The sequence below is a fragment of the Mycobacterium palustre genome (assembly GCF_002101785.1).
Lineage (GTDB): Bacteria > Actinomycetota > Actinomycetes > Mycobacteriales > Mycobacteriaceae > Mycobacterium > Mycobacterium palustre.
Genome location: NZ_LQPJ01000078.1, coordinates 40,021 through 66,740, shown reverse-complemented (window position 1 = coordinate 66,740; position 26,720 = coordinate 40,021). Strand labels below are relative to the sequence as shown.

31 protein-coding genes are annotated in these 26,720 nt (G+C 69.2%); 14 read left to right on the top strand and 17 right to left on the bottom strand.

Features of this window, described 5'->3' with window-relative positions; all coding sequences use genetic code 11:
• Positions 1-20: 20 nt before the first annotated feature.
• Positions 21-1,127 carry a UDP-N-acetylmuramate dehydrogenase gene (locus AWC19_RS08145; RefSeq protein WP_085077552.1) on the bottom strand — a complete coding sequence of 369 codons (1,107 nt, stop codon included), beginning with the start codon at positions 1,125-1,127 and terminating at the stop codon, positions 21-23.
• A 26-nt stretch (positions 1,128-1,153) separates the two neighbouring features.
• On the opposite strand from AWC19_RS08145, the gene AWC19_RS08140 reads away from it, so the two are divergent.
• Genes AWC19_RS08140 through AWC19_RS08130 form a run of 3 tightly spaced genes read left to right on the top strand, consistent with a single transcriptional unit; the run spans position 1,154 to position 3,593 of the window.
• Positions 1,154-1,687: a DUF2505 domain-containing protein gene (locus AWC19_RS08140; protein WP_085077551.1), complete on the top strand. Its 534-nt coding sequence runs from the start codon at positions 1,154-1,156 to the stop codon at positions 1,685-1,687.
• Between the two features lie 26 nt (positions 1,688-1,713).
• The gene (locus tag AWC19_RS08135; protein WP_085077595.1) at positions 1,714-2,550 is read left to right on the top strand and encodes a carbon-nitrogen hydrolase family protein; all 837 of its coding nucleotides are present in this window, start codon (positions 1,714-1,716) and stop codon (positions 2,548-2,550) included.
• Positions 2,547-3,593 carry an LmeA family phospholipid-binding protein gene (locus AWC19_RS08130; RefSeq protein ID WP_085077550.1) on the top strand — a complete coding sequence of 349 codons (1,047 nt, stop codon included), beginning with the start codon at positions 2,547-2,549 and terminating at the stop codon, positions 3,591-3,593. Before AWC19_RS08135 ends, AWC19_RS08130 begins: the two co-directional genes overlap by 4 nt.
• 22 nt (positions 3,594-3,615) lie before the next feature.
• Here the strand turns inward: AWC19_RS08130 and deoC are convergent, their stop codons facing one another.
• The 6 genes from deoC to AWC19_RS08100 all read right to left on the bottom strand — a co-directional run bounded on the left by deoC (position 3,616) and on the right by AWC19_RS08100 (position 7,708).
• Positions 3,616-4,332 carry a deoxyribose-phosphate aldolase gene (deoC, locus tag AWC19_RS08125; RefSeq protein ID WP_085077549.1) on the bottom strand — a complete coding sequence of 239 codons (717 nt, stop codon included), beginning with the start codon at positions 4,330-4,332 and terminating at the stop codon, positions 3,616-3,618.
• Positions 4,299-4,736 (bottom strand): DUF2599 domain-containing protein, encoded by a 438-nt coding sequence (locus tag AWC19_RS08120; RefSeq protein ID WP_085077548.1) that lies wholly within the window; start codon positions 4,734-4,736, stop codon positions 4,299-4,301. The genes deoC and AWC19_RS08120 overlap by 34 nt, the downstream gene beginning before the upstream one ends.
• Before the next feature lie 4 nt (positions 4,737-4,740).
• Positions 4,741-5,028: a DUF2516 family protein gene (locus AWC19_RS08115; protein WP_211284878.1), complete on the bottom strand. Its 288-nt coding sequence runs from the start codon at positions 5,026-5,028 to the stop codon at positions 4,741-4,743.
• Between the two features lie 88 nt (positions 5,029-5,116).
• Positions 5,117-5,710, bottom strand: coding sequence for a heparin-binding hemagglutinin HbhA (gene hbhA, locus AWC19_RS08110; protein WP_085077547.1), 594 nt, complete (start codon positions 5,708-5,710; stop codon positions 5,117-5,119).
• Between the two features lie 134 nt (positions 5,711-5,844).
• On the bottom strand, positions 5,845-6,255 hold the full coding sequence (locus tag AWC19_RS08105) for a helix-turn-helix domain-containing protein (RefSeq protein WP_085077546.1): 411 nt from the start codon (positions 6,253-6,255) through the stop codon (positions 5,845-5,847).
• Positions 6,256-6,340: 85 nt separating this feature from the next.
• A complete protein-coding gene (locus tag AWC19_RS08100; protein ID WP_085077545.1) occupies positions 6,341-7,708 on the bottom strand; it encodes a DUF445 domain-containing protein in 1,368 nt (455 codons plus the stop codon).
• 137 nt (positions 7,709-7,845) lie between these two features.
• Between AWC19_RS08100 and AWC19_RS08095 the strand changes: the two genes are divergently transcribed.
• The 3 genes from AWC19_RS08095 to pcaA all read left to right on the top strand — a co-directional run bounded on the left by AWC19_RS08095 (position 7,846) and on the right by pcaA (position 10,579).
• The gene (locus tag AWC19_RS08095) at positions 7,846-8,547 is read left to right on the top strand and encodes a TetR/AcrR family transcriptional regulator (protein ID WP_085077544.1); all 702 of its coding nucleotides are present in this window, start codon (positions 7,846-7,848) and stop codon (positions 8,545-8,547) included.
• A gap of 12 nt (positions 8,548-8,559) precedes the next feature.
• Positions 8,560-9,570 (top strand): prenyltransferase, encoded by a 1,011-nt coding sequence (locus tag AWC19_RS08090; protein WP_085077543.1) that lies wholly within the window; start codon positions 8,560-8,562, stop codon positions 9,568-9,570.
• A 145-nt stretch (positions 9,571-9,715) separates the two neighbouring features.
• A complete protein-coding gene (gene pcaA / locus AWC19_RS08085) occupies positions 9,716-10,579 on the top strand; it encodes a cyclopropane mycolic acid synthase PcaA (protein ID WP_085077542.1) in 864 nt (287 codons plus the stop codon).
• Positions 10,580-10,597: 18 nt separating this feature from the next.
• Here the strand turns inward: pcaA and AWC19_RS08080 are convergent, their stop codons facing one another.
• The 3 genes from AWC19_RS08080 to AWC19_RS08070 all read right to left on the bottom strand — a co-directional run bounded on the left by AWC19_RS08080 (position 10,598) and on the right by AWC19_RS08070 (position 13,940).
• Positions 10,598-11,461 (bottom strand): 3-hydroxybutyryl-CoA dehydrogenase, encoded by an 864-nt coding sequence (locus AWC19_RS08080; RefSeq protein WP_085077541.1) that lies wholly within the window; start codon positions 11,459-11,461, stop codon positions 10,598-10,600.
• 113 nt (positions 11,462-11,574) lie between these two features.
• Complete coding sequence (gene aceA, locus AWC19_RS08075; RefSeq protein ID WP_085077540.1) at positions 11,575-12,861, bottom strand: isocitrate lyase; 1,287 nt, start codon at positions 12,859-12,861, stop codon at positions 11,575-11,577.
• A 284-nt stretch (positions 12,862-13,145) separates the two neighbouring features.
• Positions 13,146-13,940, bottom strand: coding sequence for an acyl-[acyl-carrier-protein] thioesterase (locus AWC19_RS08070; RefSeq protein WP_085077539.1), 795 nt, complete (start codon positions 13,938-13,940; stop codon positions 13,146-13,148).
• A 150-nt stretch (positions 13,941-14,090) separates the two neighbouring features.
• On the opposite strand from AWC19_RS08070, the gene ramB reads away from it, so the two are divergent.
• Together ramB and AWC19_RS08060 are read left to right on the top strand one after the other, a co-directional pair.
• Positions 14,091-15,506 (top strand): acetate metabolism transcriptional regulator RamB, encoded by a 1,416-nt coding sequence (gene ramB / locus AWC19_RS08065; RefSeq protein ID WP_085077538.1) that lies wholly within the window; start codon positions 14,091-14,093, stop codon positions 15,504-15,506.
• Positions 15,503-16,057, top strand: coding sequence for a carboxymuconolactone decarboxylase family protein (locus AWC19_RS08060; RefSeq protein WP_085077537.1), 555 nt, complete (start codon positions 15,503-15,505; stop codon positions 16,055-16,057). The genes ramB and AWC19_RS08060 overlap by 4 nt, the downstream gene beginning before the upstream one ends.
• On the opposite strand, the gene AWC19_RS08055 is transcribed toward AWC19_RS08060, so the two are convergent.
• The 6 genes from AWC19_RS08055 to adh are packed head-to-tail and all read right to left on the bottom strand — an operon-like array spanning position 16,048 to position 20,562.
• Entirely contained in the window at positions 16,048-16,329 is a 282-nt protein-coding gene (locus AWC19_RS08055; protein WP_085077536.1) for a hypothetical protein, read from the bottom strand. The two genes, AWC19_RS08060 and AWC19_RS08055, sit on opposite strands and share 10 nt — an antisense overlap.
• 5 nt (positions 16,330-16,334) lie before the next feature.
• Positions 16,335-17,732 carry a dihydrolipoyl dehydrogenase gene (lpdA, locus tag AWC19_RS08050; protein ID WP_085077535.1) on the bottom strand — a complete coding sequence of 466 codons (1,398 nt, stop codon included), beginning with the start codon at positions 17,730-17,732 and terminating at the stop codon, positions 16,335-16,337.
• An 18-nt stretch (positions 17,733-17,750) separates the two neighbouring features.
• Positions 17,751-18,308: a hypothetical protein gene (locus tag AWC19_RS08045; protein WP_085077534.1), complete on the bottom strand. Its 558-nt coding sequence runs from the start codon at positions 18,306-18,308 to the stop codon at positions 17,751-17,753.
• Complete coding sequence (locus AWC19_RS08040; protein WP_085077533.1) at positions 18,301-18,579, bottom strand: putative holin; 279 nt, start codon at positions 18,577-18,579, stop codon at positions 18,301-18,303. Before AWC19_RS08040 ends, AWC19_RS08045 begins: the two co-directional genes overlap by 8 nt.
• A gap of 10 nt (positions 18,580-18,589) precedes the next feature.
• The gene (locus AWC19_RS08035) at positions 18,590-19,039 is read right to left on the bottom strand and encodes a DUF779 domain-containing protein (RefSeq protein ID WP_085077532.1); all 450 of its coding nucleotides are present in this window, start codon (positions 19,037-19,039) and stop codon (positions 18,590-18,592) included.
• Positions 19,039-20,562: an aldehyde dehydrogenase gene (adh, locus tag AWC19_RS08030; protein WP_085077531.1), complete on the bottom strand. Its 1,524-nt coding sequence runs from the start codon at positions 20,560-20,562 to the stop codon at positions 19,039-19,041. Before adh ends, AWC19_RS08035 begins: the two co-directional genes overlap by 1 nt.
• Before the next feature lie 117 nt (positions 20,563-20,679).
• Between adh and AWC19_RS08025 the strand changes: the two genes are divergently transcribed.
• Together AWC19_RS08025 and AWC19_RS08020 are read left to right on the top strand one after the other, a co-directional pair.
• The gene (locus AWC19_RS08025) at positions 20,680-22,674 is read left to right on the top strand and encodes a prolyl oligopeptidase family serine peptidase (protein WP_245848820.1); all 1,995 of its coding nucleotides are present in this window, start codon (positions 20,680-20,682) and stop codon (positions 22,672-22,674) included.
• A gap of 83 nt (positions 22,675-22,757) precedes the next feature.
• Positions 22,758-23,000 carry a hypothetical protein gene (locus AWC19_RS08020; RefSeq protein ID WP_085077529.1) on the top strand — a complete coding sequence of 81 codons (243 nt, stop codon included), beginning with the start codon at positions 22,758-22,760 and terminating at the stop codon, positions 22,998-23,000.
• Here AWC19_RS08020 and AWC19_RS08015 read toward each other — a convergent pair.
• On the bottom strand, positions 22,997-24,223 hold the full coding sequence (locus AWC19_RS08015; RefSeq protein ID WP_085077593.1) for a hypothetical protein: 1,227 nt from the start codon (positions 24,221-24,223) through the stop codon (positions 22,997-22,999). The two genes, AWC19_RS08020 and AWC19_RS08015, sit on opposite strands and share 4 nt — an antisense overlap.
• Positions 24,224-24,357: 134 nt before the next feature.
• Here AWC19_RS08015 and AWC19_RS08010 point away from each other — a divergent pair, with 134 nt between their 5' ends.
• The 4 genes from AWC19_RS08010 to AWC19_RS07995 all read left to right on the top strand — a co-directional run bounded on the left by AWC19_RS08010 (position 24,358) and on the right by AWC19_RS07995 (position 26,716).
• Positions 24,358-24,669, top strand: a complete 312-nt coding sequence (locus AWC19_RS08010) for a hypothetical protein (RefSeq protein ID WP_085077528.1) — start codon at positions 24,358-24,360, stop codon at positions 24,667-24,669.
• 6 nt (positions 24,670-24,675) lie between these two features.
• A complete protein-coding gene (locus AWC19_RS08005; RefSeq protein ID WP_085077527.1) occupies positions 24,676-25,584 on the top strand; it encodes a crotonase/enoyl-CoA hydratase family protein in 909 nt (302 codons plus the stop codon).
• A 53-nt stretch (positions 25,585-25,637) separates the two neighbouring features.
• Positions 25,638-26,096 carry a DUF5078 domain-containing protein gene (locus tag AWC19_RS08000; protein WP_085077526.1) on the top strand — a complete coding sequence of 153 codons (459 nt, stop codon included), beginning with the start codon at positions 25,638-25,640 and terminating at the stop codon, positions 26,094-26,096.
• Between the two features lie 275 nt (positions 26,097-26,371).
• Positions 26,372-26,716, top strand: a complete 345-nt coding sequence (locus AWC19_RS07995; RefSeq protein WP_085077525.1) for a hypothetical protein — start codon at positions 26,372-26,374, stop codon at positions 26,714-26,716.
• The last annotated feature ends 4 nt before the right edge of the window (positions 26,717-26,720 follow it).

The following is a 26,720-nucleotide window of genomic DNA, read 5'->3' as shown; positions in this document are numbered from 1 at the left end:
CCAATTCGCGCAAACAACCGCTATAGCCTGCACCCCAGCAGGACCGGCTCGGGATGCAGTGTGATGCCAAACACATCCCGGACCCCGTCGCGCACCGTCCTGGCCAGCGCGATCACGTCGGCGGCGGTCGCCTTTCCGCGGTTGGTCAACGCGAGCGCGTGCTTGGTGGACAGCCGGCACGGCGCCTCCACGCCGCTTGCGGCCGGCGCCGGATAGCCTTTGCCGAAGCCCGCCCGTTCCACCAGCCAGGCCGCGGCCAGCTTGACCCCGTCCGGCGCCGGGTAGTGCGGAACCGGTCCGTCAAGTCGACCGGCCAGCCGCTCGTAGGCGTCGGGCGAGACGACCGGGTTGGTGAAAAACGAACCCACGCTCCAGGTGTCGTGGTCGGCCGCGTCGAGAACCATGCCCTTGCGGGCCCGCAGCGCCAGCACCGCCGCACGGACCGCGGCGGGGTCGGCGCGCTCGCCGCTGGTCGCGTTCAGCGCGGCCGTCAGCTCGCCGTAGCGCAGCGGGGCGCTGCGGCCCGAGGCGTCCAGCGCGAACTCCACTTCCAGTACGACCCAAGGGATTTCAGTGTGCGAGTGGCCGGCCTGCTTGAGCACGCTGGTGCGGTAGCCGAACCCCAGCCGGTCACCGGGGACCCAGCTCACGGCGCCGCTGCGGCGGTCGAGCATCCGGACCCGCGTGATGGTGTCGGCGACTTCGGCGCCGTAGGCGCCCACGTTCTGCACCGGGGTGGCCCCGGCCGACCCCGGGATGCCGGACAGGCATTCCAGGCCGCCCAGTCCGTGCTCGATGGAGGTCATCACCACGTCGTCCCACACCGCTCCCGCCTCGGCGCGCACCACGTTGCCGTCGACGGTGACGCGGTCGTTTGCCAGCCGCACGGCGGTCAGCTCGGTCAGGGTGTCGGAGATGACCAGGTTCGACCCGCCAGCAAACACCAGGACCGGACCGTCGGTGTCGGCGTCCAGCCGCCGTACGACCGCGACCGCCTGCTCCGTGCTGGTGCACGTGATCAGGCGTCGCGCCACCGGACCGACCCGTAACGTCGTCAACGGCGCGAGCGGCACGGCTTCGGCAACGTCGGCACCGGCGAAGAGCGAACCGGCTCCGCTCGGTTTCATGGCCCGTAACGGTAGCCTGGCCAGCTATGCCGCATTCATTCGAGTTGTCGGCCGACCTCCAAAACAGCGTCGAAGAAATACATCGCGCTTTTCTCGACGAGCGGTACTGGGAGGCCAGGCTGGCCGACATTCCCGTCGACGAGGCGCGGGTCGAGTCGATGCGCATCGGCGGCGACCCCGGCGGCCCCGGCGACGGCGGCACCGTCGAGGTGGTCACGCTGCAGGTGGTGCGAAGTCACAACCTGCACGCCCTGGTCAAGCAGCTGCACCCCGGCGACTTCGGCGTCCGGCGCACCGAGACATGGGGTCCCGTCGTCGACGGCGTCGCCTCGGGCGACATCGTCGGCACGGTGGTGGGCGCGCCCGTGCGCGTGACGGGCGCGGCCGAGCTGGCACCGATCGCCGGGTCCGGCGGCGCCCGGCTCACGTTCCGGATCACCGTGCAGGTGCGCGTCCCGCTCATCGGCGGCAAGGTGGAGCGGCTCATCGGCACCCACCTGGCCGAGCTGGTCAGCCGCGAACAGCGCCTGACCGCCGAATGGATCGCGCAACGCGCCTGACCGTCGCCGGGCCTAAGCTGGGCGCCATGCGAATCGCGCTGGCGCAGATCCTCAGCGGTACCGATCCCGCCGCCAATTTGCAGCTGGTGCGCGAATACAGTGGGCGCGCCGCCGAGGCGGGCGCGGAGTTGGTGGTGTTCCCGGAGGCGACCATGTGCCGGTTCGGCGTCCCGCTGGCACCGATCGCCGAGCCGATCGACGGACCGTGGGCCGACGGCGTGCGCCGGATCGCGACCGACTCCGGCATCACCGTGATCGCCGGCATGTTCACCCCCGCGGGCGATGGCCGGGTGACCAACACGCTGATCGCGGCCGGGCCGGGCGGCCTCCCGGACGCCCACTACGACAAGATCCACCTCTACGACGCGTTCGGCTTCACCGAATCGCGCACCGTCGCGCCCGGGCGGGAGCCCGTGGTGATCACGGTCGGCGAGCTTCGGGTGGGGCTGAGCGTTTGCTACGACATTCGCTTTCCGGCGCTCTACACCGAGCTCGCCCAGCGAGGTGCCCAGCTGATCGCCGTCTGCGCGTCCTGGGGTTCGGGGCCGGGCAAGCTCGACCAGTGGACACTGCTGGCCCGGGCCCGGGCGCTGGACTCGACGAGCTACGTCGCCGCCGCCGGTCAGGCCGACCCGGGACACGCCCTGAGCGGCCCCGGCTCCGCACCGGGCGCGCCCACCGGGGTGGGCGGCAGCCTGGTGGTCTCGCCGCTGGGCGAGGTGGTGGCCTCGGCCGGTGACCGGCCGCAACTCGTCGTCGCCGACATCGACCCGGCCAGGGTGACCGAGGCCCGCGACAGCATCGCGGTGCTGCGTAACCGCTCAGACTTTGCTCAGGCGGATAGGGCAGAATCGGTCGGGTGACCAACCCACAGGGGCCGCAGGGACCACCGAACGAGGGCCCGTCGACCTGGGCCCGACCCGGCGGCCAAGGCCCCTTCGGCCAGCCGCCCACCGAGCGTCCCACCGAGCGCATCAACACCGGCGGACCCGCCCGGACTCCGCCGCCGCCCGCGTCGTCTCCTCAGCATCAGCAGACCGAGCAGCTCAGCGCCCCCCACGCCGGCGCCCGGCGGCCCAGCTACCCGCCGCCGGCCACCCCGCCCGCGGGCCCCACCGAACGGCTGGCCGCGCAGAACGAAGAACCACCGCCGGTGAAAAGGAAACGACGCTTCCTCCGCGACCCGCTTTCGATCGCGCTGATCTGCGTCATCGTGCTGGCACTCGTCGTCGGCGGTTTGGTCGGGGCCGAGCTGTACACCCGCCACGTCGCCAACTCCAAGGTCGCCCAGGCGGTGGCCTGCGAGGTCAAGGACCAGGCCACCGCGTCCTTCGGCGTCACGCCGCTGATGCTGTGGCAGCAACTGACCAAGCACTACACCAACATCTCGGTGCAGACGGCCGGCAACAACATCCGCGACGCCAAGGGCATGAAGCTCACGCTCAACATCAAGGACGTCCGGCTCCAGTCGACGGCCAACTCGAAGGGCACCATCGGGTCCCTGGACGCCACCATCGCCTGGACGACTGACGGCATCAAGCAGTCGGTGCAAAACGCGATTCCCGTTCTGGGCCCGTTCGTCACCAACAGCGTGACCACCCATCCGGCCGACGGCACCGTCGAGCTCAAAGGCATGCTGGACAACATCACCGCCAAGCCGGTGGTCTCCGGCAACGGGCTCGAGCTGCAGATCGAAAGCTTCAACGCGCTCGGCTTCACGATGCCCAAGGAGTCGGTGCAGTCGACCCTGAACGACTTCACCGCCAACTTCACCAAGAACTACCCGCTGGGCATCCACGCCGACGGCGTGCAGGTCACCGACACCGGTGTCAACGCCCACTTTTCGACGCAGAACGCCACGATCCCCAACGACAACAGCAACGACCCCTGCTTCGCCAACCTGTGACGGGCGGGGCCCGTAGCGGCTTCTAGCGGTCCTGGCCGAGCCCGTCGAGCACTGCCCGGGTGCCCGACAGGCCGAGCCGCGTGGCGCCCGCCTGCACCATCGCGAGCGCGTCCGCGGCGGTGCGGATGCCGCCGCTGGCCTTGACGCCCAGCCGGCCGCCGACGGTCTCGGCCATCAGCTCGACCGCGCGCACCGACGCCCCGCCCGCGGGGTGAAACCCGGTGGAGGTCTTGACGAAGTCGGCGCCGGCGTCCTCGGCGGCGCGGCACACGTCGGCCAGCGCCCGATCGCCCCCGCTGCCCAGCAGCACCGCCGACTCGACGATCACCTTGAGCACGGCGTCGCCCACGGCGGCCCGCACCGCCGCGATGTCGGCCCGCACGGCGTCGACGTCGCCGTCCAGCGCGGCGCCGACGTCGATGACCATGTCGATTTCAGCGGCCCCGCACGCCACGGCCGCCGCGGCCTCCTGCGCCTTGATCGCCGTCAGGTGCTTGCCCGACGGAAAGCCCGCCACGGCCGCCACCCGCGGGCCACCGGCGGCCACCGCGACCGGCACCATCGACGGCGACACGCACACCGCGTAGGCGCCCAGATCCCGGGCCTCGGCGACCAGGGCGGCCACGTCGGCCGCGGTGGCCTCGGGCTTGAGCAGGGTGTGGTCGACGAGCGCCGCCAGCTGCGCCCGGCCGAGTCGGCTCGCCACTAGAACGTTTCCTCCGGGGCGCCCGGATTGCATCCGGTGGCGGCCATCTCGGCGTCGTCGACGACGGGCCGCCACGGTTCGAGGTTCCAGCTGGACTTGCCCGGCTGCGCCAGTTCGGCGAACTGCCAGTGGCACACGAACTGCGCCCGCATCCCGGGCGTGTCGGCCCCGGGCGCCTGCGCGAGCACCTCGGCCCAGGCCTCGTCGGCGGCGGCGTCCGCCGCGGGCTGCCGCGACGCCAGCCGCCCGGACGGAGTCGGGAACACCCGCAGGCTGGGAAGCCCGTTCCACCGCGTCCACTGGACGTGATCGACGAAGGGCGGCGGGTACGACGGGCCGGACGGGTTGGCCGCGCCGGCCCCCGGGTCGGCCGAGGCGGCGGGCGTACCCGGCAGCGCGACGAGCAGCGCGGCCGGGACGGCCAGCAGGGACTTCATCCCGCTAGCGCGACTTCCCTTGGATCTCAAGCAGTTTCGGTCGCACGTCGACCAGGTACACGCCGGCGGCGCAGGCCGCCATGGCCATGCCCAGCACGCCGAAAATGGGATACAGGACGGACGTCAGCGCTACGGCACCGGCCAGTATCAACAGCCACACCGGCTTGGTCAGCTTCTCGGCGGCGGTGTAGGCGTCGGGGCGCTGCAGCGCGGCGTGCACAAGTGAGTACACCGCAGTCACCAAAACGGCGACTAGCAGGACCCACATGACGGTGTTGACGACATGAGGCACGCCCTAAGACTATGCGGGGACCGTCCAAAACGTCGACTCCGAGTCGCCGCGAGGCGACCCGGAGCCGGTTCAGCCGTCGGTCACCGGACTACTTCTGGGTGACCTTCTTGGCCGCCGCCTTCTTGGCCGGGGCCTTCTTGGCCGGAGCCTTCTTGGCGGGGGCCTTCTTGGCGGGCGCCTTCTTGGCCGCCTCGGCCTTCTTCGGCAGGTCGATGCCGACCAGCTTGGCGGCGCGCTCGCCGACCGCGCGGGTCTGCGACGCGACGGTGCCCAGCGCCTCTTGGGTCAGCTCGACGGCCTGGTCCACGTAGCCCTCGGCGCGCGCCGACGCGTCCTCGAAGGGGCGCTGGCTGCGCAGCCGCTCCAGGGCCGCCTCGCCGCGCTCCACCAGCTCGTTGTACCGGCTGGTCGCGGCCTCCAGGTAACCCTCGGCGGCCTTGCGCAGCTCCTCGGAGGTGAAACGTCCGCGCAGCTCGGTGAACTGCTCGGGCAGGTCCTCCTGCAGCTTGGTCAGGCGGGCGCGGCTCCCCTCGACGCGGCTGCGGGTGTCGGTGCGGGTCTCCTCGGCACGCTCGCGCAGGTTGGCGACCAGGTCGTTGACGGTGGCCAGGGCGAGGTCGGCCGCGCCCAGCGCCGCCAGCAGCGGGGCCCGCAGCTCGTCGATGTTGGGGTTGTCAGCCATGGTGCTTCCTTTCGTGATTTGTTGGTTATCGGTGTTATCGGTGTTACTGACTCTTTGCTGTCGATATGGGGCAGGAGCGGCTCCTCGGCGGGCCCTTCCCTTCGGGTAACCATGAGCCCCGGCGGGCTATGCGGTCACTCGGCTTCGGTCGGGGATCCCTCATCGGCGGATTCGTTCTGCTGGGTGAACGAGGAGTAGATGTCGAGCAGGATTTGTTTCTGGCGCTCGGTGATCGCGGTGTCGGTGACGATCGCGTCGCGGACCTGGCTCTTGTCGCTGGGCTCGAGGATCCCGGCCCGGACGTAGAGCACCTCGGCGGATATCCGCAGCGCCTTGGCGATTTGGTTCAGGACGTCGGCGGACGGCTTGCGCAGCCCGCGTTCGACCTGGCTCAGATAGGGGTTGCTGACGCCGGAGCGTTCGGCGAGCTGCCGCAGCGACACCTGCGCGTTCTCACGCAGGTCGCGGATGAGGCTGCCGATGTCGGAGGCCATGTCCGAGGCCGCCGTCGACACCTTGGCGGCGAGCTTCTCCTCCGACGGCATTGGGTGCTCCTGGGTCCGACAATTTGATCTTGACGGCACCAGACTAAAGCCAAGTGCTTGCAAATGCAAGCACTTGTTAGCACTACTAGAAGAACAGCTGCGCGATCGTGTAGATCACCAGGCCGGCCAGCGAGCCCACGACCGTGCCGTTGATGCGGATGAACTGGAGGTCGCGGCCCACGTGCAGCTCGATGCGGCGGCTGGCCTCCTCGGCGTCCCAGCGCTCGATCGTGTCGGTGATGATCGCGGTGATCTCCACCCCGTACTGCGACACCAGGTGCTGGGCCGCCCGCACGATCCAGTTGTCGACCTTGTCGCGCAGGTCGGCGTCGTCGCGCAACGACTCCCCGATGCGGACCACCGTGTCGGCGATCCGCGTGCGCAGCGTGCTGGACGGGTCGTCGACGCCCTCGAGCACCAGCCGCTTCAGCGTCGTCCAGGCCGTCGCGGCGGCGCCGGCGATCTCGTCGCGCGCCATCAGTTGTTCCTTGACCGCCTCGGCGCGCGCGATGGTCTCCGGGTCGTGCTGCAGGTCGTCGGCGAATTCGAACAGGAACCGGGTCGCCGACCGGCGCAACTCGTGGTCGGGGTTGCGGCGCACCTTGTCGGTGAAGTCCATCAGCTCGCGGTGGATCCGGTCGCCGACGAGATGGTCGATGAACCGGGGCGACCAGCTGGGCGAGTCGCGTTCGACCACCCGCTGGATGACCTCGCCGGCGTTCAGCGACCACTGAAACGCCCGGTCGGCCAGCAGCTGGATGAGGGCCTCCTGGCGGTTTTCGGCCAGCAGGGTCGACAGCACGCGGCCCACCGGGGGCCCCCATTGCGGTTCGGCGATGCGGCGCACGATCATCCGGTCGATCACCTGCTGGACGTCCTCGTCGCGCAGGAGCTCCACCAGCACCCGCAGCACCGTCGCGGTCTCGCCCGCGACCCGCTCGGCGTGCGCGGATTCCGAGAGCCACTTGCCCAGCCGGCTGGGCACCTGCGCGTCGCGCAGCTTGGTCTCCACCACCGCCGGCGACAGGAAGTTCTCCCGCACGAAGGTGCCCAGGCCCTCCCCCAGCTGGTCCTTTTTGCGCTTGATGATCGCGGTGTGCGGGATCGGGATCCCAAGCGGGTGCTTGAACAGCGCGGTGACGGCGAACCAGTCGGCCAGGGCGCCGACCATGCCGGCCTCGGCGGCCGCGCCGACGTAGCCGACCCACGCGGGCGCGCCGGCGTGGGCCTGCGCCCAGCGGCAGGCCAGAAACACGACGGTGGCCCCCACCAGGAAGCTCATGGCGACGAGCTTCATCCGGCGCAGCGCCACCCGCCGCTCGGCGTCGGCCTCCGGATCGGCCCCGGCGAAGGACTCCGCGAAGGAGGTGTGGGCCCGCCGCGCCGCCCCGGTTGTCGGGTCACTCGACTCCCGGCCCGGGGTTGCGCCCGGAGGCGCGGCTCTGTGTGCCACCCCACCATCATCTATCGCGGAGGGCGATTAGTGTGACTCTCCCTGTTCAAAGCGGCCCCCGATACCCGGCCTATCGCCAAAAGGCGACCCGCAAGCCGTAGTATCGGGGGCGTCATGTGAGTGGGAAGCGGCGAGGCGTGGCAGAGGAAATCCCGGCTGTGACCGTAAAGACGGATGGCCGCAAGCGGCGCTGGCACCGACATAAGGTGGAGCGCCGGAACGAACTGGTTGACGGCACGATCGTCGCGATTCGCCGGCACGGCCGCTTTTTGAGCATGGACGAGATCGCCGCCGAGATCGGCGTGTCCAAGACCGTGCTGTACCGCTACTTCGTCGACAAGAACGACCTGACCACCGCGGTGCTGATGCGGTTCGCGCAGGCGACGTTGATTCCCAACATGGCCGGGGCGCTGTCGTCCAACCTGGACGGCTTCGACCTGACCCGGGAGATCATCCGGGTTTACGTCGAAACGGTGGCCGAGGAACCCGAGCCCTACCGCTTCGTGATGGCCAACAGCTCACCGACCAAGAGCAAGGTGATCGCCGACTCCGAGCGGATCATCGCCCGCATGCTCGCGATGATGCTGCGCCGCCGCATGCAGGAGGCCGGGATGGACACCGGCGGGGTGGAACCCTGGGCGTACATGATCGTCGGCGGCGTGCAACTGGCCACGCACTCGTGGATCTCCGATCCGCGGATGAGCGCCGACGACCTGATCGACTACCTGACCATGCTGAGCTGGAGCGCGATCTGCGGGATCGTCGAGGCGGGTGGGTCGCTCGAGAAGTTCCGGGGCCAGCCGCATCCCTCGCCGATCCTGCCGCCGCGCGCGCCGTGAAATGGCCCTCCCATGCCTGAGGTGAGCGTGGGCTCGCGGCTGCGGTCCTGGGCCTACGCGCTGCGCACCACCAATCCCCCGCCCGACGGACCCGTGGACGCCGTGACGCGCTGGCTCGTGGTGACCCGCGCGGCCGTGCTGCCGATGACGCTGGTCTCCGGGCTGGTGGCCGCCCTGCTGGCGGTCGGCAAACCGGGGCTGGACTGGCGCTGGCTGGTGCTGGCCATCGCGGGAATCACGTTGGCGCACATCGCGAACAACCTGATGAACGACCTCTACGACACCCAGGTCGGCACCGACAGCGCCACGTACCCCCGCGCGCTGTACGCGCCGCATCCCGTGCTGTCCGGGCTGGTCAGCCGCCGCACGCTGGGCCTGGCGATCCTGCTGGTGAACCTCGCCGACCTGGCGATCCTGGTCACGCTGACGTGGGCGCGCGGGTGGCCGGTGGTCGCCTTCGCGCTCGGCGGCTTCGCCCTCAGCGTCGCCTACACGGCGCCCCCGCTGCGGCTGAAGAAGCGCGGCCTCGGCGAACCCGACGTCTTCGTCGTCTGGGGCCCGCTGATGGTGTGCGGCACCTATTACTCCGCTCTCGGCGCGGTCGGCTGGGGCGTCGTGCTGGCGTCGCTGCCGTACGGCCTGCTGTGCACGACGGTGTTGATGGGCAAGCACATCGACAAGATCGGCTACGACGAGCCCTTGGGCATCCGGACGCTGCCCGTCCTGCTCGGCGAGGCGCGCGCCCGGACGGTCACGCTGGCCATGATGGCGGGCTTTTACGCGCTGGTGGCGGTCGCGGTGGCGGCGGGCGCGATGCCCTGGCCCGCGCTGATCGTCGGGTTGGCGCTGCCCCGGCTGGCCAAGGTGTGGCCGTATTTCCGCCGGCCCCGGCCCGACGAGCCGCCGCCGGGGTTTCCGGTGTGGCCGCTGTGGTACGCCGCGCTGGCCTGGGTGCACGTGCGGCAGGCCGGCGCGCTGCTGGTCGTCGGCCTCGCGGTCGGCGCGGCGTTGCGCATCTTGTGACCTGGGCGTGACGTGGCGCCGGGCGTCGGCAATGCGACTTGCACAGCCTTAACGGCTAGCATGCAGGGAATGCATCGGGGGTGAATCCGCTTTCCTGGTTGCCAGGACGCCCAGGCCCCGGAGATACAGAAAGGCCTACGTTCTCATGTCTGTGCAGCTCACGCCGCATTTTGGCAACGTGCAAGCGCACTACGATCTCTCCGACGACTTCTTCCGGCTTTTCCTGGACCCCACCCAGACCTACAGCTGCGCCTACTTCGAGCGCGACGACATGACGCTGCAGGAGGCGCAGATCGCCAAGATCGACCTGGCGCTGGGCAAGCTGGGGCTGCAGCCGGGGATGACGCTGCTCGACATCGGCTGCGGCTGGGGCGCCACCATGCGGCGCGCCATCGAGAAGTACGACGTCAACGTCGTGGGCCTGACGCTGTCGGAGAACCAGGCCGAACATGTCCAGAAGGTCTTCGAGCAGATGGACACCCCCCGCGCCCGCCGCGTGCTGCTGGAGGGCTGGGAGAAGTTCGACGAGCCCGTCGACCGGATCGTCTCGATCGGCGCCTTCGAGCACTTCGGCCGCCAGCGCTACAGCCGCTTCTTCAAGATGGCCCACGAGGTGCTGCCGGGTGACGGGGTGATGCTGCTGCACACCATCAGCCGTCCGACCTTCAAAGAGGCTCGGGCGCGCGGGATGGTGCTGACGCACGAGATCGTGCACTTCACCCAGTTCATCCTCGCCGAGATCTTCCCCGGCGGCTGGCTGCCGACCATTCCGTCGGTCGAGGAGCACGCGGTCGCCGCCGGTTTCAAGGTGAACCGGGTGCAGTCCCTGCAACTGCACTACGCGCGGACACTCGACACCTGGGCCGCCGCGCTCGAGGCCAACAAGGACAAGGCCATCGCCATCCAGTCCGAGGAGGTCTACGACCGCTACATGAAGTACCTGACCGGCTGCGCCAAGCTGTTCCGGCAGGGCTACACCGACGTCAACCAGTTCACCCTGGCCAAGTAGCGGGCCGCCGGGGCGGCCTTAGTAGCTGTAGAAGCCCTGGCCCGATTTCTTGCCCAGCCGGCCGGCCTCGACCATGCGCAGCAGCAGCGGCGGCGGAGCGTATTGCGGCTCCTTGAATTCTTCGAACATCTTGTCCGCGATGAGTTTGAGGGTGTCCAGCCCGACCAGGTCGGACAGCCGCAGCGGGCCCATGGGGTGCGATAGCCCGGCGACCACGGCCTTGTCGACGTCGGCGACGCTCGCGAAGCCGGCCTCGACCATCCGGATCGCCGACAGCAGGTAGGGCACCAGCAGCGCGTTCACCACGAAGCCGGACCGGTCGGAGCAGCGCACCACCTGCTTGCCCAGCACGGCGCCGGCGAATTCCTCGGTGCGGGCCGCGGCGGCGTCGTCGGTGACCAGCGTGCAGACCAGCTCCACCAGCGGCAGCACCGGCACCGGGTTGAAGAAGTGCAGCCCCAGCACGCGCTGCGGGTTCTTGGTTGCCGCGGCGATCTTCATGATCGGGATGCTCGACGTGTTCGACGCGAGCACCGCGTCGCGGTCGGTGATAACGCGGTCCAGCTCGGCGAAGATCTCGGCCTTGACGGCCTCGTCCTCGACGATGGCCTCGATCACCAGCTGCCGGTCGGCCAGGTCCTTGAGGTCGGTGGTGAGGGTCAGTTTGCTCAGCGCGCGGTCGCGCTCGCGCTCGGTGACCTTGCCCGCGCTGACGCCGCGCTCGAGCGACTTCACGATGCGGTTGCGTCCGGCGGTGATCAGCGCCTCGGTGGGCTCGTACACCGTCACGTCCACACCGGCGCGCAGGGAAACCTCGGCGATGCCGGAGCCCATCTGCCCGGCCCCGACAACCCCTACCCGCTGGATCGCTGCGTCGCTCACTGTGGTTCCTCCTTATACGCGCGAGCAGACGCAGAGTCGCATCGACTGGGCACCAGAACGGCGACTCTGCGTCTGCTCGGCAGACTAACTCAAGCGGGCGAGCCCGCCCCTATCTAGTGGAACTGGCCCTCTTCGGTGGAACCGGTCAGCGCCGTGGTCGACGAGTTGGGGTCCACCGTGGTGGCGATCCGGTCGAAGTAACCGGCGCCGACCTCGCGCTGATGCTTGGTGGCGGTGTAGCCCCGCTCCTCGGCGGCGAACTCGCGCTCCTGCAGCTCGACGTAGGCGCTCATCTGGTTGCGGGCGTAGCCGTAGGCCAGATCGAACATGGAGTAGTTCAGCGCGTGGAAGCCGGCCAGCGTGATGAACTGGAACTTGAATCCCATTGCGGCAAGCTCCTTTTGGAACTTCGCGATGGTGCTGTCGTCGAGGTGCTTGCGCCAGTTGAACGACGGCGAGCAGTTGTACGCCAGCATCTGGTCGGGGTACGCGTCCTTGACCGCCTCGGAGAACTTCCGAGCGACCTCGAGGTCCGGGGTGCCGGTCTCCATCCAGATCAGGTCGGCGAACGGGGCGTAGGCCTTGGCCCGCGCGATGCACGGCTCGATGCCGTTCTTGGTGCGGTAGAAACCCTCCACGGTGCGCTCGCCGGTGATGAACGGCCGGTCGCGCTCGTCGACGTCGGACGTGATCAGCGTGGCCGCCTCGGCGTCGGTGCGGGCGATCACGACTGTCGGCACGCCGCAGACGTCGGCGGCCAGCCGGGCCGAGGTCAGCGTGCGGATGTGCTGCTGGGTCGGGATCAGCACCTTGCCACCGAGGTGGCCGCACTTCTTCTCCGAGGCCAGCTGGTCCTCCCAGTGCGTGCCGGCCGCGCCCGCGGCGATCATCTGCTTCTGCAGCTCGAACACGTTGAGGGCGCCACCGAAGCCGGCCTCGGCGTCGGCGACGATCGGCGCCAGCCAGTTCTCCACCGACTTGTCGCCCTCGACCTTGGCGATCTGGTCGGCGCGCTGCAGCGCGTTGTTGATGCGGCGGACCACCTGGGGCACCGAGTTGGCCGGGTACAGGCTCTGGTCGGGGTAGGTCTGGCCGGACAGGTTCGCGTCACCGGCGACCTGCCAACCCGACAGGTAGATGGCCTTCAGGCCGGCGCGCACCTGCTGCACGGCCTGGTTGCCGGTCAGCGCGCCGAGCGCGTTGACCCACTCCAGGTCGTGCAGCTGCTCCCACAACACCTCCGCGCCGCGGCGGGCCAGGGTGTGCTCCTCGACGACGGTGCCCTGCAGCGCGACGACGTCCTCGGCGCTGTAGGTCCGGGTGACGTTCTTCCAGCGGGGGTTGGTGTCCCAGTCGTGCTGGATCTGCTCGGCGCTCTTCGGGGTGCCAACGACAGACATTGGGCTTGCTCCTTATACGGTTTTCTCTTGACGAGGGTTGCTGGACTGTGCCGCCACCCGCCTCGCGGCGGTAGCTAAGGCTCAACTTCACTGGCGTGCTAACTCGACCATGGCATAGCTGTTGATGCAGGTCCACCCGTTTCATTTGCCAATTTCGGCAACGACTCCGCGCGATTTTGCGAATCTTGCAAAGGTTACGGGGCGACTGAACCGTTTCAGAAGCTACCCGTCGGTAGCTATATTTTCGCAGGTCAGCGGGGCAAATTGCCGGTACCGGCGGTTCGCTACAGAGAGAAGAGCGCCGCGACCGCTTTCGTCTCGTCTCCGACCGCGTATGTGAGCGTTGTAACAGTGCGACCGGCCAGGTCGGGGCCGAATTGCTCGGTCGATCCGGCGGGGTGGACGTGCGAAATGATCTCCAGCTTGTCGCCCAGCGCGACCGGGGCCTCGTGCTCGATCGTGGTGCGCAACGGCCCCCGCAGCAGCTCCGGGTGGGAGGCCAGGTAGTCCTCGACCACGCTCCAGTACACCGAGTTGTTCATGTGATCGAACAGGTCGATGTCGGTCACCCGCACCGGGAATTCGTGGATCTCGGCGGCGTCATCGCGGCTGCCCGCCTTCAAATAGCCCTTCCAGCGCAGCCGGTCGATCGAGGTGGTCTTGCGCAGGCCGGCCAAGAAGTCGTCGGCGATGCGGGCCGGCATCTGGGTCTCCCGGTTGATGTTGATCCAGAAGGCTTCGGATTCGATCAGGCCGCCCTTGCGCCCGTCGATGCGAACCCGCATCTCACACCACCGGTTCGAGGTGCCCGAACACCATCTGCGCAGGCGCAGCATGTCCCGGAACTCGATCGGGCGGAGCAGGTCGACCATGGTGCGGCGGACGATCCACAGCGGATGGGTCTCTTCGAAGCCCATCTCGCGCAGCTGGTCCTGCCCGATGTCCTGGATGTGGCGGGCCGCGGCGTCCAGCCGCAGGCGGCCGGTCCGGTCGATGTCGCCGACCCGCAGCGGCCATTCGCGGTCGAACACGTCGGGGTGCCCGTCGGGCACCGCCATCAGTGTCTTGTCCAGGCTCACGGCTGCGCTCCCCGTCCCCTCTCGTGGGTTAACCCCGGGACCCGCTGCGAATGATGCCAAATCGCTTCTGACAAACCCAATCGTGAATGGATCGGCCGCCGTGCCAAGTCTGTTAACGGCACCTTCGCAGCGCCGGGTACGCTCGGTTGGGTGCCCAAGACCTTCGTCGGCTCCCGCGTGCGCCAGCTGCGCAACGAGCGCGGCTTCAGCCAGGCCGCGCTGGCCCAGATGCTGGAGATCTCGCCGAGCTACCTCAACCAGATCGAGCACGACGTCCGCCCGCTGACGGTCGCGGTGCTGCTGCGCATCACCGAGGTGTTCGGCGTGGACGCGACCTTCTTCGCCTCCCAGGACGACACGCGGCTGGTCGCCGAACTGCGCGAGGTGACGATGGACCGCGACCTCGACATCGACGTCGACCCGACCGAGGTCGCCGAGATGGTCGGCGCCCACCCCGCGCTGGCCCGCGCCGTGGTCAACCTGCACCGGCGCTACCGCATCACCACCGCCCAGCTGGCCGCCGCCACCGAGGAGCGGTTCTCCGACGGAAGCGGCACCGGGTCGATCACGATGCCGCACGAGGAGGTGCGCGACTACTTCTATCAGCGCCAGAACTACCTGCACGAGCTCGACACCGCGGCCGAGGACCTGACCACCAAGATGCGCCTGCACCACGGCGACCTGGCCCGCGAGCTGACCCGGCGGCTCACCGAGGTGCACGGCGTGCACATCACCCGGCGCATCGACCTCGGCGACACCGTCCTGCACCGCTTCGACCCCAAGACCAAGACGCTCGAGATCAGCAACCACCTGTCCCCGGGGCAACAGGTGTTCAAAATGGCCGCCGAGCTGGCGTACCTGGAGTTCGGCGACCTGATCGACAGCCTGGTCGCCGAGGGCAAGTTCACCAGCGAGGAGTCGCACACGCTGGCGCGGCTGGGGCTGGCCAACTACTTCGCCGCGGCCACGGTGCTGCCCTACCGCCAATTCCACGACGTCGCCGAGAACTTCCGCTACGACGTCGAGCGGCTGTCGTCGTTCTACTCGGTCAGCTACGAGACCATCGCGCACCGGCTCTCCACGCTGCAGCGGCCGACGATGCGGGGCGTGCCGTTTTCCTTCATCCGGGTGGACCGGGCCGGCAACATGTCAAAACGCCAGTCCGCCACCGGCTTTCACTTCTCCTCCAGCGGCGGCACCTGCCCGCTGTGGAACGTCTACGAAACGTTTGCCAACCCCGGGAAGATCCTGGTGCAGATCGCGCAGATGCCCGACGGGCGCAACTACATGTGGGTGGCCCGCACCGTGGAGCGCCGCGCCGCGCGGTATGGTCAGCCCGGTAAAACGTTTGCGATCGGTCTGGGCTGCGAGCTGCGCCACGCTCACCGGCTCGTCTACTCGGAAGGACTGGACTTGTCGGGCGACGTCGCGACGCCGATCGGCGCGGGCTGCCGGGTCTGCGAGCGCGACAACTGCCCGCAGCGCGCCTTCCCGGCGCTGGGCCGGGCGCTCGATCTCGACGAGCACCGCAGCACCGTGTCCCCCTACCTGGTGAAGCAAGCGTGACCGGTCAGGCCGCTCGCATTCCGTCCGGGCGCTTTCGTGAGCTCGGGCCGCTCAACTGGGTGATCGCCAAGTTCGGGGCGCGCGCGGTCCGCGCGCCGGAGATGCACCTGATGACCACCCTCGGCCAGCACCGGTTGCTGTTCGTGTTGTGGAGCGTCTACAGCGGGCGGCTGCTGCGCGGCCGGCTGCCGGCCGCCGACACCGAGCTGGTGATCCTGCGGGTCGCGCACCTGCGCGCCTGCGAATACGAGCTGCAGCACCACCGCCGGATGGCGCGCAACCAGGGGCTGGACGACGACATGCAGTCGGCCGTCTTCGGCTGGCCCGACCGGGCCTCGGAACGCTTGACCGCCCGGCAGCGCGCGCTGCTATCGGCCACGGACGAACTCGTCGAGGACCGCACCCTCACCGACGCCACCTGGCGGGAGCTCGCCAACCACCTCGACCGCCGCCAACTTATCGAATTCTGTTTGCTCGCAACGCAATACGACGGCTTAGCCGCGACGATGTCGGCGCTCGACATCCCGTTGGACAATCCGCGTCAGGCGTAGACGTCGGCCAGCACCGCCAGCGTCAGCACCACCGGCAGCACGGGCAGGCCGAAGCCGAATCCCGACCACGCGTATCGGCGGCGCCGCCGCTGCACCAGCCCCCACAGCACGGCGCACACACCCAGCGCCAGCGACGCCGCCAGCACCGGCGGCGCCCATCGGCCGACGGCGGCGTTGTCGTCGGCGATCGAAAAGGCGAGCAGCCACAGGAGGTAGCCCGCGCCGATCCCGCCGATGGCGCCCACGATCGTGCCGGAGGTGTCGCTGCGCATCGGGCTCAGAAGTTGATCATGTGGCCGGTCAAGCCGTGGAAGCATTCCTGCAGCGCCTCCGACATGGTCGGGTGGGTGTGCACGTTGCGGGCGAGCTCGGTGGCGGTCAGGTCCCACTTCTGCGCGAGCGTGAGCTCGGGCAGCAGCTCGGAGACGTCGTGGCCGACCAGGTGCCCGCCCAGCAGCTCGCCGTAGCGGGCGTCGGCGACCAGCTTCACGAAACCGCTGGGGTCGCCGACGCCGTGCGCCTTGGCGTTGGCGGTGAACGGGAACTTGGCCACCACCACGTCGTAGCCCTCGTCGCGGGCCTGCTGCTCGGTGAGCCCGAAGCTGGCCACGTTGGGCTGGCAGAACGTCGCGCGCGGCAGCATGCGGTAGTCGCCGAGGGCCAAAGTCTCTGCGCCGGCGATGGTTTCGGCCGCGACCACGCCCTGGGCCTCGGCGACATGGGCCAGCATCAGCAGCCCCGTGACGTCGCCGATGGCGTAGATGTGTTCGACGTTGGTGCGCATGTAGTCGGTGACGCCGATCGCCCGGCGGTCGGTCAGCGCGACGCCTGCCGCCTCCAGCCCGTAGCCCTCGACATTGGGCGCAAACCCGATGGCCTGCAACACCTTTTCGGCCTTGAGGTCCTCGGTCTTGCCGTCCTTGCTCACGGTCACCGTCACCACGGATCCCTCGTCCTTGATGCCCTCGACCTTGGTCGACGTGAGGATCTTGACGCCGAGCTTCTTGAACTGCTTTTCGATCTCCTTGGACACCTCGGCGTCCTCGTTGGGCAGCGCGCGCGGCAAAAATTCGACGATGGTGACGTCGACGCCGTAGTTCTTCAGGACGTAGCCGAACTCCATGCCGATGGCGCCCGCGCCGGCGATGACGATCGACTCCGGCAGCTCCCGGGACATGATCAGCTCTTCGTAGGTGACCACGTTGTCCGACAGCGACGTCCCGGGAACGAGCCGGGTGCTGCTGCCGGTGGCGATGATCACGTTGTCGAAGGTGACGATGTCGGTACCGCCGTCGTTGAGCTCCACCGACAAGGTGTGCGGGTCGGTGAACCGCCCGTAGCCGTGGATCTCGGTGATCTTGTTCTTCTTCATCAAGAAGTGCACGCCGGCGACGCGCCCCTCGGCCACCTTGCGGCTGCGGTCGAAGGCGACCCCGTAGTCGAAGGTCGCCTCGCCGTTGATGCCGAAGGTCTTGGCCTCCTTGGTGAAGATGTGGGCGAGCTCGGCGTTGCGCAGCAACGCCTTGGACGGGATGCAGCCGACGTTGAGGCACACGCCGCCCCAGTACTTCGGCTCGACGACCGCGGTGTTCAGGCCCAGCTGCGCGGCACGGATCGCTGCGACATATCCGCCGGGGCCCGCCCCGAGGACGACGACGTCATAGTGAGAAGTCACGAGCCCCACCCTAGTGGCCTAGTACGGGATGACGCCGATCAGGCAGTGGCCGGTGCGCGCGCAGTAGTAGTAGCCGTAAAGCGGCGCCGCGGCGGCCAGCGAGGCGAACGGCGCCGACATCACCGCCAGCGACAGCGCCGACACCAGCGGCCGGCCCTCGGCCATGGCCAGCATCACGCCGCCGACCGCGCACGCCACGACGTAGACCAGCGCCGCGAACACCGCCGGGGTCTTGCCGACGCTGTGGTACCACCAGTAGTACAGCGCGAGCCCGACCGGCGCCGCCACCGTCCACACGCCGAGCAACACCAGGGCCAGCTTCCACCACTTCAGGAAGAGGTAGCGGCCCGGAACGGTGACCGGCTGCACCGGCACCACGCCGGCGTCGGCCGCGGGCTCAACCTTTGCCGCCTCGGGCTGCCCGGACGGGGCCTTGGCGGCGGCCCCGGTGTCGTCGTCGTCATCGGAGAAGTCAGGCACCCACGATTGCGTCCCGGTGTCCTCGGCATCGTCGTCGTCCGAGAAGTCCGGCACGAACGCCTGGGTGCCCGGGTCGGACGCGTCGTCGTCAGCCACCCGATACCACCTGCAGGGCGGCGAGCACGCCGAACCACCCGGGGGCGAGCGACATGACGAACGCGCCCAGCGCGGTGATCCAGCGCCGCCCGGAGAACAGGACGGTCAGCAGACCGGCCACGGTCGGGATCCCGACCACCAGCGCGAGGACGACGTCGGGGCGCACCCGCGCGTGGACCAGCACGGTGAGCGTGACACCCGCCAAAAAGCCGACGGCGCAACCGATCAGCATGGCGCCGGCCAGCAGCCAGGGGCGGGGCAGCGGGATCACGCTGACGACTTTACTGGTCCAAAGCCATCACCTGGCCGCGCTCGGGCGGGCGTTCGCCGCGCCCGTAGGCGGCCCCGGTGATCACCGGCGTGGCCGCCAGCAGCTCGGCCTCTTCGTCGGTGAAGACCCGCCCGCGGCTCAGGAACCGCACCCCTTCGGGCGCCTCCAGGCTGAACCCGCCGCCGCGGCCCGGCACCACGTCGATGATCAGCTGGGTGTGCCGCCACGCGGCGAACTGCGGACCGGAAATCCACACCGGCACCCCGTCCCCCACGTCGAGCACCCCGAGCAGCACGTCGCGGTCGCCGACGATGAAGTCCCCGCGCGGGTAGCACATCGGCGACGAGCCGTCGCAGCAGCCGCCGGACTGGTGGAACATCAGCGGGCCGTGGCGCTCCCGCAGGCGCGCCAGCAGGTCGGCGGCGGCGGCCGTCATCACCACACCGGGCACCGGGCGCATCAGAAGAAGCCGAGCGCCTTGTCGGAGTAGGACACCAGCAGGTTCTTGGTCTGCTGGTAGTGGTCGAGCATCATCTTGTGGTTCTCCCGGCCGATGCCGGACTGCTTGTAGCCGCCGAACGCCGCGTGCGCGGGGTAAGCGTGATAGCAGTTCACCCACACCCGCCCCGCCTGGATGTCGCGGCCGGCCCGGTAGGCGGTGTTGCCGTCGCGGCTCCACACGCCGGCGCCCAGGCCGTAGAGGGTGTCGTTGGCGATCGAGATGGCGTCGTCATAGTCGGTGAACGACGTCACCGCCACCACCGGCCCGAAGATCTCCTCCTGGAAGATCCGCATCCTGTTGTCACCGCCGAAGATGGTCGGCTGCATGTAGTAGCCGCCGGCGAGGTCGCCGCCCAGATCGGCCCGCTCGCCGCCGGTGATGATCTTGGCGCCCTCCTCTTTGCCGATCTCGATGTAGGACAAGATCTTTTCCAGCTGGTCGTTGGAGGCCTGCGAGCCCAGCATCGTCTCGCTGTTCAGCGGGTCCCCCTGCCGCACCGCCTTGGTGCGGATCGCGGCCAGCTCGAGGAACTCGTCGTAGATGTCGGCCTGGATCAGGCTGCGCGACGGGCAGGTGCACACCTCGCCCTGGTTCAGGGCGAACATCGTGAAGCCCTCCAGCGCCTTGTCGCAGAAGTCGTCGGCCTTGGCCATCACGTCGGAGAAGAAGACGTTGGGGCTCTTGCCGCCGAGTTCCAGGGTCACCGGGATCAGGTTCTGGCTGGCGTACTGCATGATCAGTCGCCCGGTGGTGGTCTCGCCGGTGAACGCGATCTTGGCGATCCGGTTGCTCGACGCCAGCGGCTTGCCGGCTTCGGCGCCAAACCCGTTGACCACGTTGACCACTCCGGGCGGCAGCAAATCGCCGATCAGCGACATCAGGTAGAGCACCGAAGCCGGGGTCTGCTCGGCGGGCTTGAGCACCACCGCGTTGCCGGCGGCCAGCGCCGGCGCCATCTTCCACGCGGCCATCAGGATCGGGAAGTTCCACGGAATGATCTGCCCGACCACCCCGAGCGGCTCGTGGAAGTGATAGGCGACGGTGTCGTCGTCGATCTGCGAGAGCGTTCCCTCCTGGGCGCGGATCGCCCCGGCGAAGTACCGGAAATGGTCGGCGGCCAGCGGGATGTCGGCGGCCAGCGCCTCGCGGACCGGCTTGCCGTTGTCCCACACCTCGGCCACCGCCAGGGCGGCCGTGTTCTCCTCGATCTTCTCGGCGATCTTGTTCAGGATCGCCGCGCGCTCGGCGGGCGCCGTCTTGCCCCAGGCCGGGGCCGCCGCGTGCGCGGCGTCCAGGGCCTTGTCGATGTCGGCTTCGTCGGAGCGGGCCACCTCGCAGAACGTCTGACCGGTCACCGGTGTCGGGTTTTCGAAGTACCGGCCGCCCACCGGCGCCACCCACTGGCCCCCGATGAAGTTCTCGTAGCGGGATTCGTACGACATCAGCGCCCCGGCGGCACCCGGACGTGCGAAAACAGTCATCGTTTCAGCTCCTCGTCATTCCTGGTGACAAGGCTCACAGTACGCCGCAGTCCCCCGTGCCGCCCCTGGCGGAACGAGGTCGCGAGCCTCGGCTGACCGTCGGACACAATGGCGGTCGTGACTGAGGACCCGTACCTGTGGCTCGAGGACATCACCGGCGACGAGGCGCTCGACTGGGTACGGGCCCGCAACGAACCGACGCTGGCCGAATTCCGTGACGCGCGGTTCGACCGGATGCGCGCCGAGGCGCTCGAGGTGCTCGACACCGACGCCCGGATCCCGTACGTGGTCCGCCGGGGCGAGTACCTCTACAACTTCTGGCGCGACGCCGCCAACCCGCGCGGCCTGTGGCGGCGCACCACGCTGGACAGCTACCGCACCGACGCGCCGGACTGGGACGTGCTGATCGACGTCGACGAACTCGGTCGCGCCGACGGCGAGAAATGGGTGTGGGCGGGCGCCGGCGTCATCGAACCCGACCACACCCGGGCGCTGATCGGGCTGTCGCGCGGCGGCTCGGACGCCTCGGTCGTGCGCGAATTCGACATGGGGACACGCAAATTCGTGGCCGACGGGTTCGAACTGCCGGAGGCCAAGTCGCAGATCGCGTGGGCCGACCCCGACACCGTTCTGGTGGGCACCGACTTCGGCGCCGGCTCGCTCACCGAATCCGGCTACCCGAGGGTGATCAAGCGGTGGCGGCGGGGCACGCCGCTGGCGGAGGCCGAAATCGTCTTCGAGGGCGCGCGCTCGGACGTCCGGGTGTCGGCGTCGGTGGACCGCACGCCCGGCTTCGAGCGCACCGTGCTGGGGCGGTCCCTGGACTTCTGGAACGACGAGCTCTACGAACTGCGCGGCGCGGAGCTGATCCGCATCGACGCGCCCACCGACGCGAGCGTGTCGATACACCGCGAGTGGATCCTGATCGAGCTGCGCTCCGACTGGTACTTTCGCGACGCGATCTACCCCGCGGGCTCGCTGCTGGCGGCCGGCTACGACGAATTCCTCGCCGGCACAGCGCAATTGCGGGTGGTGTTCGAACCCGACGAACACACCGCCCTGAATCACTACGCCTGGACCAAGGACCGCCTGCTGATCGTCACGCTGGCCGACGTGGCCAGCCGGGTCGAGATCGCCACGCCCGGGGCGTGGGAGCGCAAACCGGTCGATGGCATCCCGGCCGCGACCAACACCGTCGTCGCCGCCGCCGACGACACCGGCGACGAGTTCTTCGTGGACTCCAGCGGCTTCGTCACGCCGTCGCGGCTGATGCGCGGCACCGGGGATGGCCCGCTGGACCCGATCAAGTCGGCGCCGGCGTTCTTCGACGGCGAAAACATCAGCGTGACACAGCATTTCGCGACGTCTGCCGACGGCACCGCGATCCCCTACTTCGTCGTGCGCCCCCGCGAGGCGGCCGGGCCCACGCTGCTCAGCGGCTACGGCGGGTTCGAGGTGTCGCGCACCCCCGGGTACGACGGGGTGCTGGGCCGGCTGTGGCTGGCCCGCGGGGGCAGCTACGCGGTGGCCAACATCCGCGGCGGCGGCGAGTACGGCCCGGGCTGGCACACGCAGGCCATGCGGGCGGGCCGGCACAAGGTCGCCGAGGACTTCGCCGCGGTGGCAACGGATTTGGTGGACCGCGGCATCACGACGGTCGAGCAGCTGGGGGCGCGCGGCGGCAGCAACGGCGGGCTGCTGATGGGCATCATGCTCACCCAATACCCCGAGAAGTTCGGCGCGCTGGTGTGCGACGTGCCGCTGCTGGACATGAAGCGCTACCACCTGCTGCTGGCCGGCGCCTCGTGGATGGCCGAGTACGGCGACCCGGACGACCCCGAGGACTGGGCGTTCATCTCCGAATACTCGCCCTACCAAAACATCTCGGCCGACCGCCGCTACCCGCCCGTGCTGATGACCACGTCGACGCGCGACGACCGGGTCCATCCGGGCCACGCCCGCAAGATGACGGCGGCCCTGCAGGCCGCGGGCCATCGGGTCTGGTACTACGAAAACATCGAGGGCGGTCACGCCGGCGCGGCCGACAACGAGCAGATCGCCTTCAAGTCGGCGCTGACCTACTCCTTTTTGTGGCGGACGCTGACTGGATGACGGCTCGCGCAAAATCGCGCGCCGGCCCGCTGCCGTTAAGCTCGATGGCGAAGTAGCGGACGTTGTCGAGGAAGGCATGGATCATGCGCGCACTGAGGTACGTCGGCCTGGCGGCAGTTACGGCGATCGCTTCGATCCCGATCCTCATCGCAAGCCCGCCGGCGCACGCCGACACCGATCTCGGTAAACCCTGCTCGCCGGAAGGCGCGAAGGTGTGGGGCAACCCCGGCCCGATCTACTGCGCGCGCCAGGCGGACGGGCAACTGCAATGGGTGTCCATTTCGCCCGCCGACATGTGTGTCGCGTTCTGCGTGAATCACCCCTAGCGGCCGGCGGCCGGATCCGCGCTCCGCTTGCGGCGATCGATCATCCAGACGCCCAGGCTCACCGCTATCGCGAGGCCCCCGTAGCTCAGCGCCCACGGCCACCACGGTTCGGACGGCGCGGTGGGCTCCTTGAGGGCGGCCAGCGCGACCAGGTAGCCGCCGTTGTCGGTCGGCCCGGCGCCCGGTAACGACTGGGTCCTGACGACTGTGATCTGGGCGGGCCCCCCGGGATCGTTCACCTGACCCCACGCCAGCGTGGAGTCGTCGAGCAGGAAACTGTCCTGGCTGCCCACGGGTTGGCGGTCGTCGTGGCCCAAGACCTGCACCTGCCCGACCCCCACGACCTGGTTCGCGGCGGCCACGTAGGTGGAGACGTCCTGGTATGACTCCACGGGCGCCGGCGCGGCGTAGTTCGGCGGCGGCGCGGCGTCGGACCCCGCCGGCGGGACCGCGGCCCCGCCGTAGAAGCTGCCCGCCGCCACGTGGCTGAAGCCGACCGCGGTGAACGGGAACAGGCCGGCGGCCGCGGCGTCGAGCACGACGCGGCCCCCGGCCGGCACGAACGCCTCCCGGTAGGCGCCGTCGTAGAAATAGCGGAACGTCATCGCCTCGGTGAGCGGGTTGTACAGCGTCGGGCGGCGGTTGTCGTCGTAGTCGACGTAATCCCAGTGCCGCGGCCGCACCAGCTGCTGGTTGCCGGCCCTGACCAGCTCGACGCCGCCGCCCCGGGCGTCCACCGCGTTGCGCACCTGGTGGAAGAAATCGTAGACCCGGCTTGGCGGCTCCAGCGGCCTTGCGGGATTGATCCGCGTGGCCGGTGCGGCCCTGGCCTCCGAGATCGCCTGCGGGGCCGCGTCCAGGCCCTTCGGCGGTGCCACCATCGAGGCGTTTTTCGGCAGCCCCGGGGCCCCGCGGTCGAGCTTGGGGGTCTGGACTCCGACCGTGCTCGGCGACGGGGGAACCACCCGCGGCGGGCGCACCGGGGGCGCCGGCTCCGGCGGCACCGGCTCGGGCGGGGCCTCCGGAACCGACACCGGCACCCTGCTCGACGACGGGGCGGGGCGGGGCGGCGCGGGGTTGTAGCACACGTTCGACGTGTGATACGCCTCCACGTACACCAGGCAGTTCTGGCAGGACACCGGGTTGGCCCCGGCGCCGGCGCACGGCGCCGCTCGCGCGACGACGGGTGTGGGGGCGACGACCGCGAACGGGGCGAGCGCCATCGCGGCTAACGCCGCGGCGACAACCGCGCCGAATCCGCTTTGTCCGATCGCCCCGCGCACCGGCAGACCTTCCCACACCCCACCCGATCAGCCATGCTACGTCGCGCCGGCTGACCGGCCATAAGATCGTCGGCGTGGCAGCGTCGGACCGTACCGAACTCATCTTCCTGGCGACCGGGTTGATCTTCATCGCCGCCGGTGCGGCGCAAGCCCGCTACCGCTTCATCTCCGAACGCCGCCCGGGCCGACGGTTCTACTGGGCCACCTCGATCATCGGCATCGTCTCGTTTGCGGCAGGGGTGGGCAAGATCTGGCCCAACGCCGTCCTCGCGACGGCGCTGTTTTCCGCGGTCGTCGTCTTCTCCGCCTACCTGACGACGCCGTATCTCAAGATCGGTGACCGCATCTACGCGTCGTCGCCGGAGAACCGCCAGCCCGACCCCTAGGGAGCCATGCCGGACTTCGAGACCCTGCTCTACACGACGGCCGGGCCGGTCGCCACCATCACGCTGAACCGCCCCGAGCACCTCAACACCATCGTGCCGCCCATGCCCGACGAGATCGAGGCCGCCGTCGGGCTGGCCGAGCGGGACCAGGCCGTCAAGGTGATCGTGCTGCGCGGCGCCGGCCGGGCCTTCTGCGCCGGCTACGACTTCGGCGGCGGCTTCGAACACTGGGGCGAGGCGATGCTGACCGACGGAAAGTGGGATCCCGGCAAGGATTTCGCGGTGATCACGGCCCGCGAGACGGGGCCGCACCAGAAGTTCATGGCCATCTGGCGGGCGACCAAACCGGTCATCGCCCAGGTGCACGGCTGGTGCGTCGGCGGGGGCAGCGACTACGCGCTGTGCGCCGACCTCGTCGTCGCCAGCGAGGACGCCGTGATCGGCACCCCCTACAGCCGGATGTGGGGCGCGTATCTGACCGGGATGTGGCTTTACCGGCTGAGCCTGGCCAGGGTGAAGTGGCACTCGCTGACGGGCCGCCCGCTGACCGGTGCGCAGGCCGCCGAGGTCGAGCTGATCAACGAGGCGGTGCCGTTCGAGCGGCTGGAAGCCCGCGTCGCCGAGATCGCCGCCGAGCTGGCGCGGATCCCGCTGTCGCAGCTGCGGGCGCAGAAACTGATCGTCAACCAGGCCTACGAGAACATGGGCCTGGCGTCGACGCAGCTGCTCGGCGGCATCCTCGACGGCCTGATGCGCAACACCCCCGAAGCGCTCGACTTCATCGACACCGCCCAGGCACAGGGGGTGCGCGCGGCGGTCGAACGCCGCGACGGTCCGTTCGGTGACTACAGCCAGGCCCCGCCGGACCTGCGGCCGGATCCCAGCCACGTCATCGTGCCTGATCGCGATGGATAGTGAGACGGCCTACGCATGTGCGTTTCGGCTCGATAAGTGTTACGGTAACGACTATGTCTCGGCTGAGTTCCGGCCTGCGCGCAGGCTTGGTTTTTATCGCACTCTTGATCGCTTTCAGCCTCGCCGCCGCGACCTTCCCCAAGACCGCGGCGGCCGATTCCACCGAAGACTTCCCGGTGCCCCGCCGGCAGATCGCGACGACCTGCGACGCCGAGCAGTACCTGGCGGCCGTCCGGGACACCAGCCCGGTCTACTACCAGCGCTACATGATCGACTTCAACAACCACCCGAACCTGCAGCAGGCGACCATCGACAAGGCGCACTGGTTCTACTCGCTGTCACCGGCCGAGCGTCGGGACTATTCGGAGAACTTCTACAACGGTGACCCGCTGACGTTCGCCTGGGTCAACCACATGAAGATCTTCTTCAACAACAAAGGCGTCGTCGCCAAGGCGACCGACGTGTGCAACCAGTACCCGCCCGGTGACATGTCGGTGTGGAACTGGTCCTGACCAGCCCGGCGGTTGACCCTAGCCTTTATTGGCGCGCGAGCTTATGATCTGCCCTTGTCGGGTATCGCTTTTTCTCCGCTCTATCGGGACAAATCAATATCGCTGACTGGTTATTCGGCGCACAGTCCCGGGCGGCCCGCCACGGAAACAATTGCACGTCACCCCAGTTCGCTCAGCCGCTGCTAAACCAGGACTCACATCATGCATATGACCGCCACCGATAATGGGACGAACGACGGCTCGCGCCCAGACGACGCGGCGGCAGTAAGGACGCGATGAGCACCGTGGACCCCCCGTCGGCCAGCCCGACCCCCGACGCGCTGGCGGCGCTGGACTGGCACGAGATGACGTGCCAGTCCGACACCGGCTGCGCCAACCCGGCGACGCACATCGTGTACCGGCATGCGGTGGACGTTTGCAACCGGCCGAACCTCGACCCGTCCGGCAACGTCGTCGACATCCTGTGCGTCCGCTGCCTGCGCCGGCTCAAGGCCGAAGTCCTGCAGCAGGTGGACCGGATCAGCCGGTGCCCCGGCGGCTACTGCCTGACCTGCGGCGCGCCGGTGGACAAGCTGAGCGACATCATGCGCAGGGTCGTGCAGCTGCGCATCTACGCCTGACGGC

Coding starts and splice junctions, on each gene's coding strand:
- AWC19_RS08145 (WP_085077552.1), bottom strand. CDS start 1,127: ATGAAACCGAGCGGAGCCGGTTCGCTCTTCGCCGGTGCCGACGTTGCC.
- AWC19_RS08140 (WP_085077551.1), top strand. CDS start 1,154: ATGCCGCATTCATTCGAGTTGTCGGCCGACCTCCAAAACAGCGTCGAA.
- AWC19_RS08135 (WP_085077595.1), top strand. CDS start 1,714: ATGCGAATCGCGCTGGCGCAGATCCTCAGCGGTACCGATCCCGCCGCC.
- deoC (WP_085077549.1), bottom strand. CDS start 4,332: ATGCAATCCGGGCGCCCCGGAGGAAACGTTCTAGTGGCGAGCCGACTC.
- AWC19_RS08120 (WP_085077548.1), bottom strand. CDS start 4,736: ATGAAGTCCCTGCTGGCCGTCCCGGCCGCGCTGCTCGTCGCGCTGCCG.
- hbhA (WP_085077547.1), bottom strand. CDS start 5,710: ATGGCTGACAACCCCAACATCGACGAGCTGCGGGCCCCGCTGCTGGCG.
- AWC19_RS08105 (WP_085077546.1), bottom strand. CDS start 6,255: ATGCCGTCGGAGGAGAAGCTCGCCGCCAAGGTGTCGACGGCGGCCTCG.
- AWC19_RS08090 (WP_085077543.1), top strand. CDS start 8,560: ATGCCTGAGGTGAGCGTGGGCTCGCGGCTGCGGTCCTGGGCCTACGCG.
- pcaA (WP_085077542.1), top strand. CDS start 9,716: ATGTCTGTGCAGCTCACGCCGCATTTTGGCAACGTGCAAGCGCACTAC.
- aceA (WP_085077540.1), bottom strand. CDS start 12,861: ATGTCTGTCGTTGGCACCCCGAAGAGCGCCGAGCAGATCCAGCACGAC.
- AWC19_RS08055 (WP_085077536.1), bottom strand. CDS start 16,329: ATGCGCAGCGACACCTCCGGCACGATCGTGGGCGCCATCGGCGGGATC.
- AWC19_RS08035 (WP_085077532.1), bottom strand. CDS start 19,039: ATGCGCCCGGTGCCCGGTGTGGTGATGACGGCCGCCGCCGCCGACCTG.
- adh (WP_085077531.1), bottom strand. CDS start 20,562: ATGACTGTTTTCGCACGTCCGGGTGCCGCCGGGGCGCTGATGTCGTAC.
- AWC19_RS08020 (WP_085077529.1), top strand. CDS start 22,758: ATGCGCGCACTGAGGTACGTCGGCCTGGCGGCAGTTACGGCGATCGCT.
- AWC19_RS08015 (WP_085077593.1), bottom strand. CDS start 24,223: ATGGCGCTCGCCCCGTTCGCGGTCGTCGCCCCCACACCCGTCGTCGCG.
- AWC19_RS08005 (WP_085077527.1), top strand. CDS start 24,676: ATGCCGGACTTCGAGACCCTGCTCTACACGACGGCCGGGCCGGTCGCC.
- AWC19_RS08000 (WP_085077526.1), top strand. CDS start 25,638: ATGTCTCGGCTGAGTTCCGGCCTGCGCGCAGGCTTGGTTTTTATCGCA.
- AWC19_RS07995 (WP_085077525.1), top strand. CDS start 26,372: ATGAGCACCGTGGACCCCCCGTCGGCCAGCCCGACCCCCGACGCGCTG.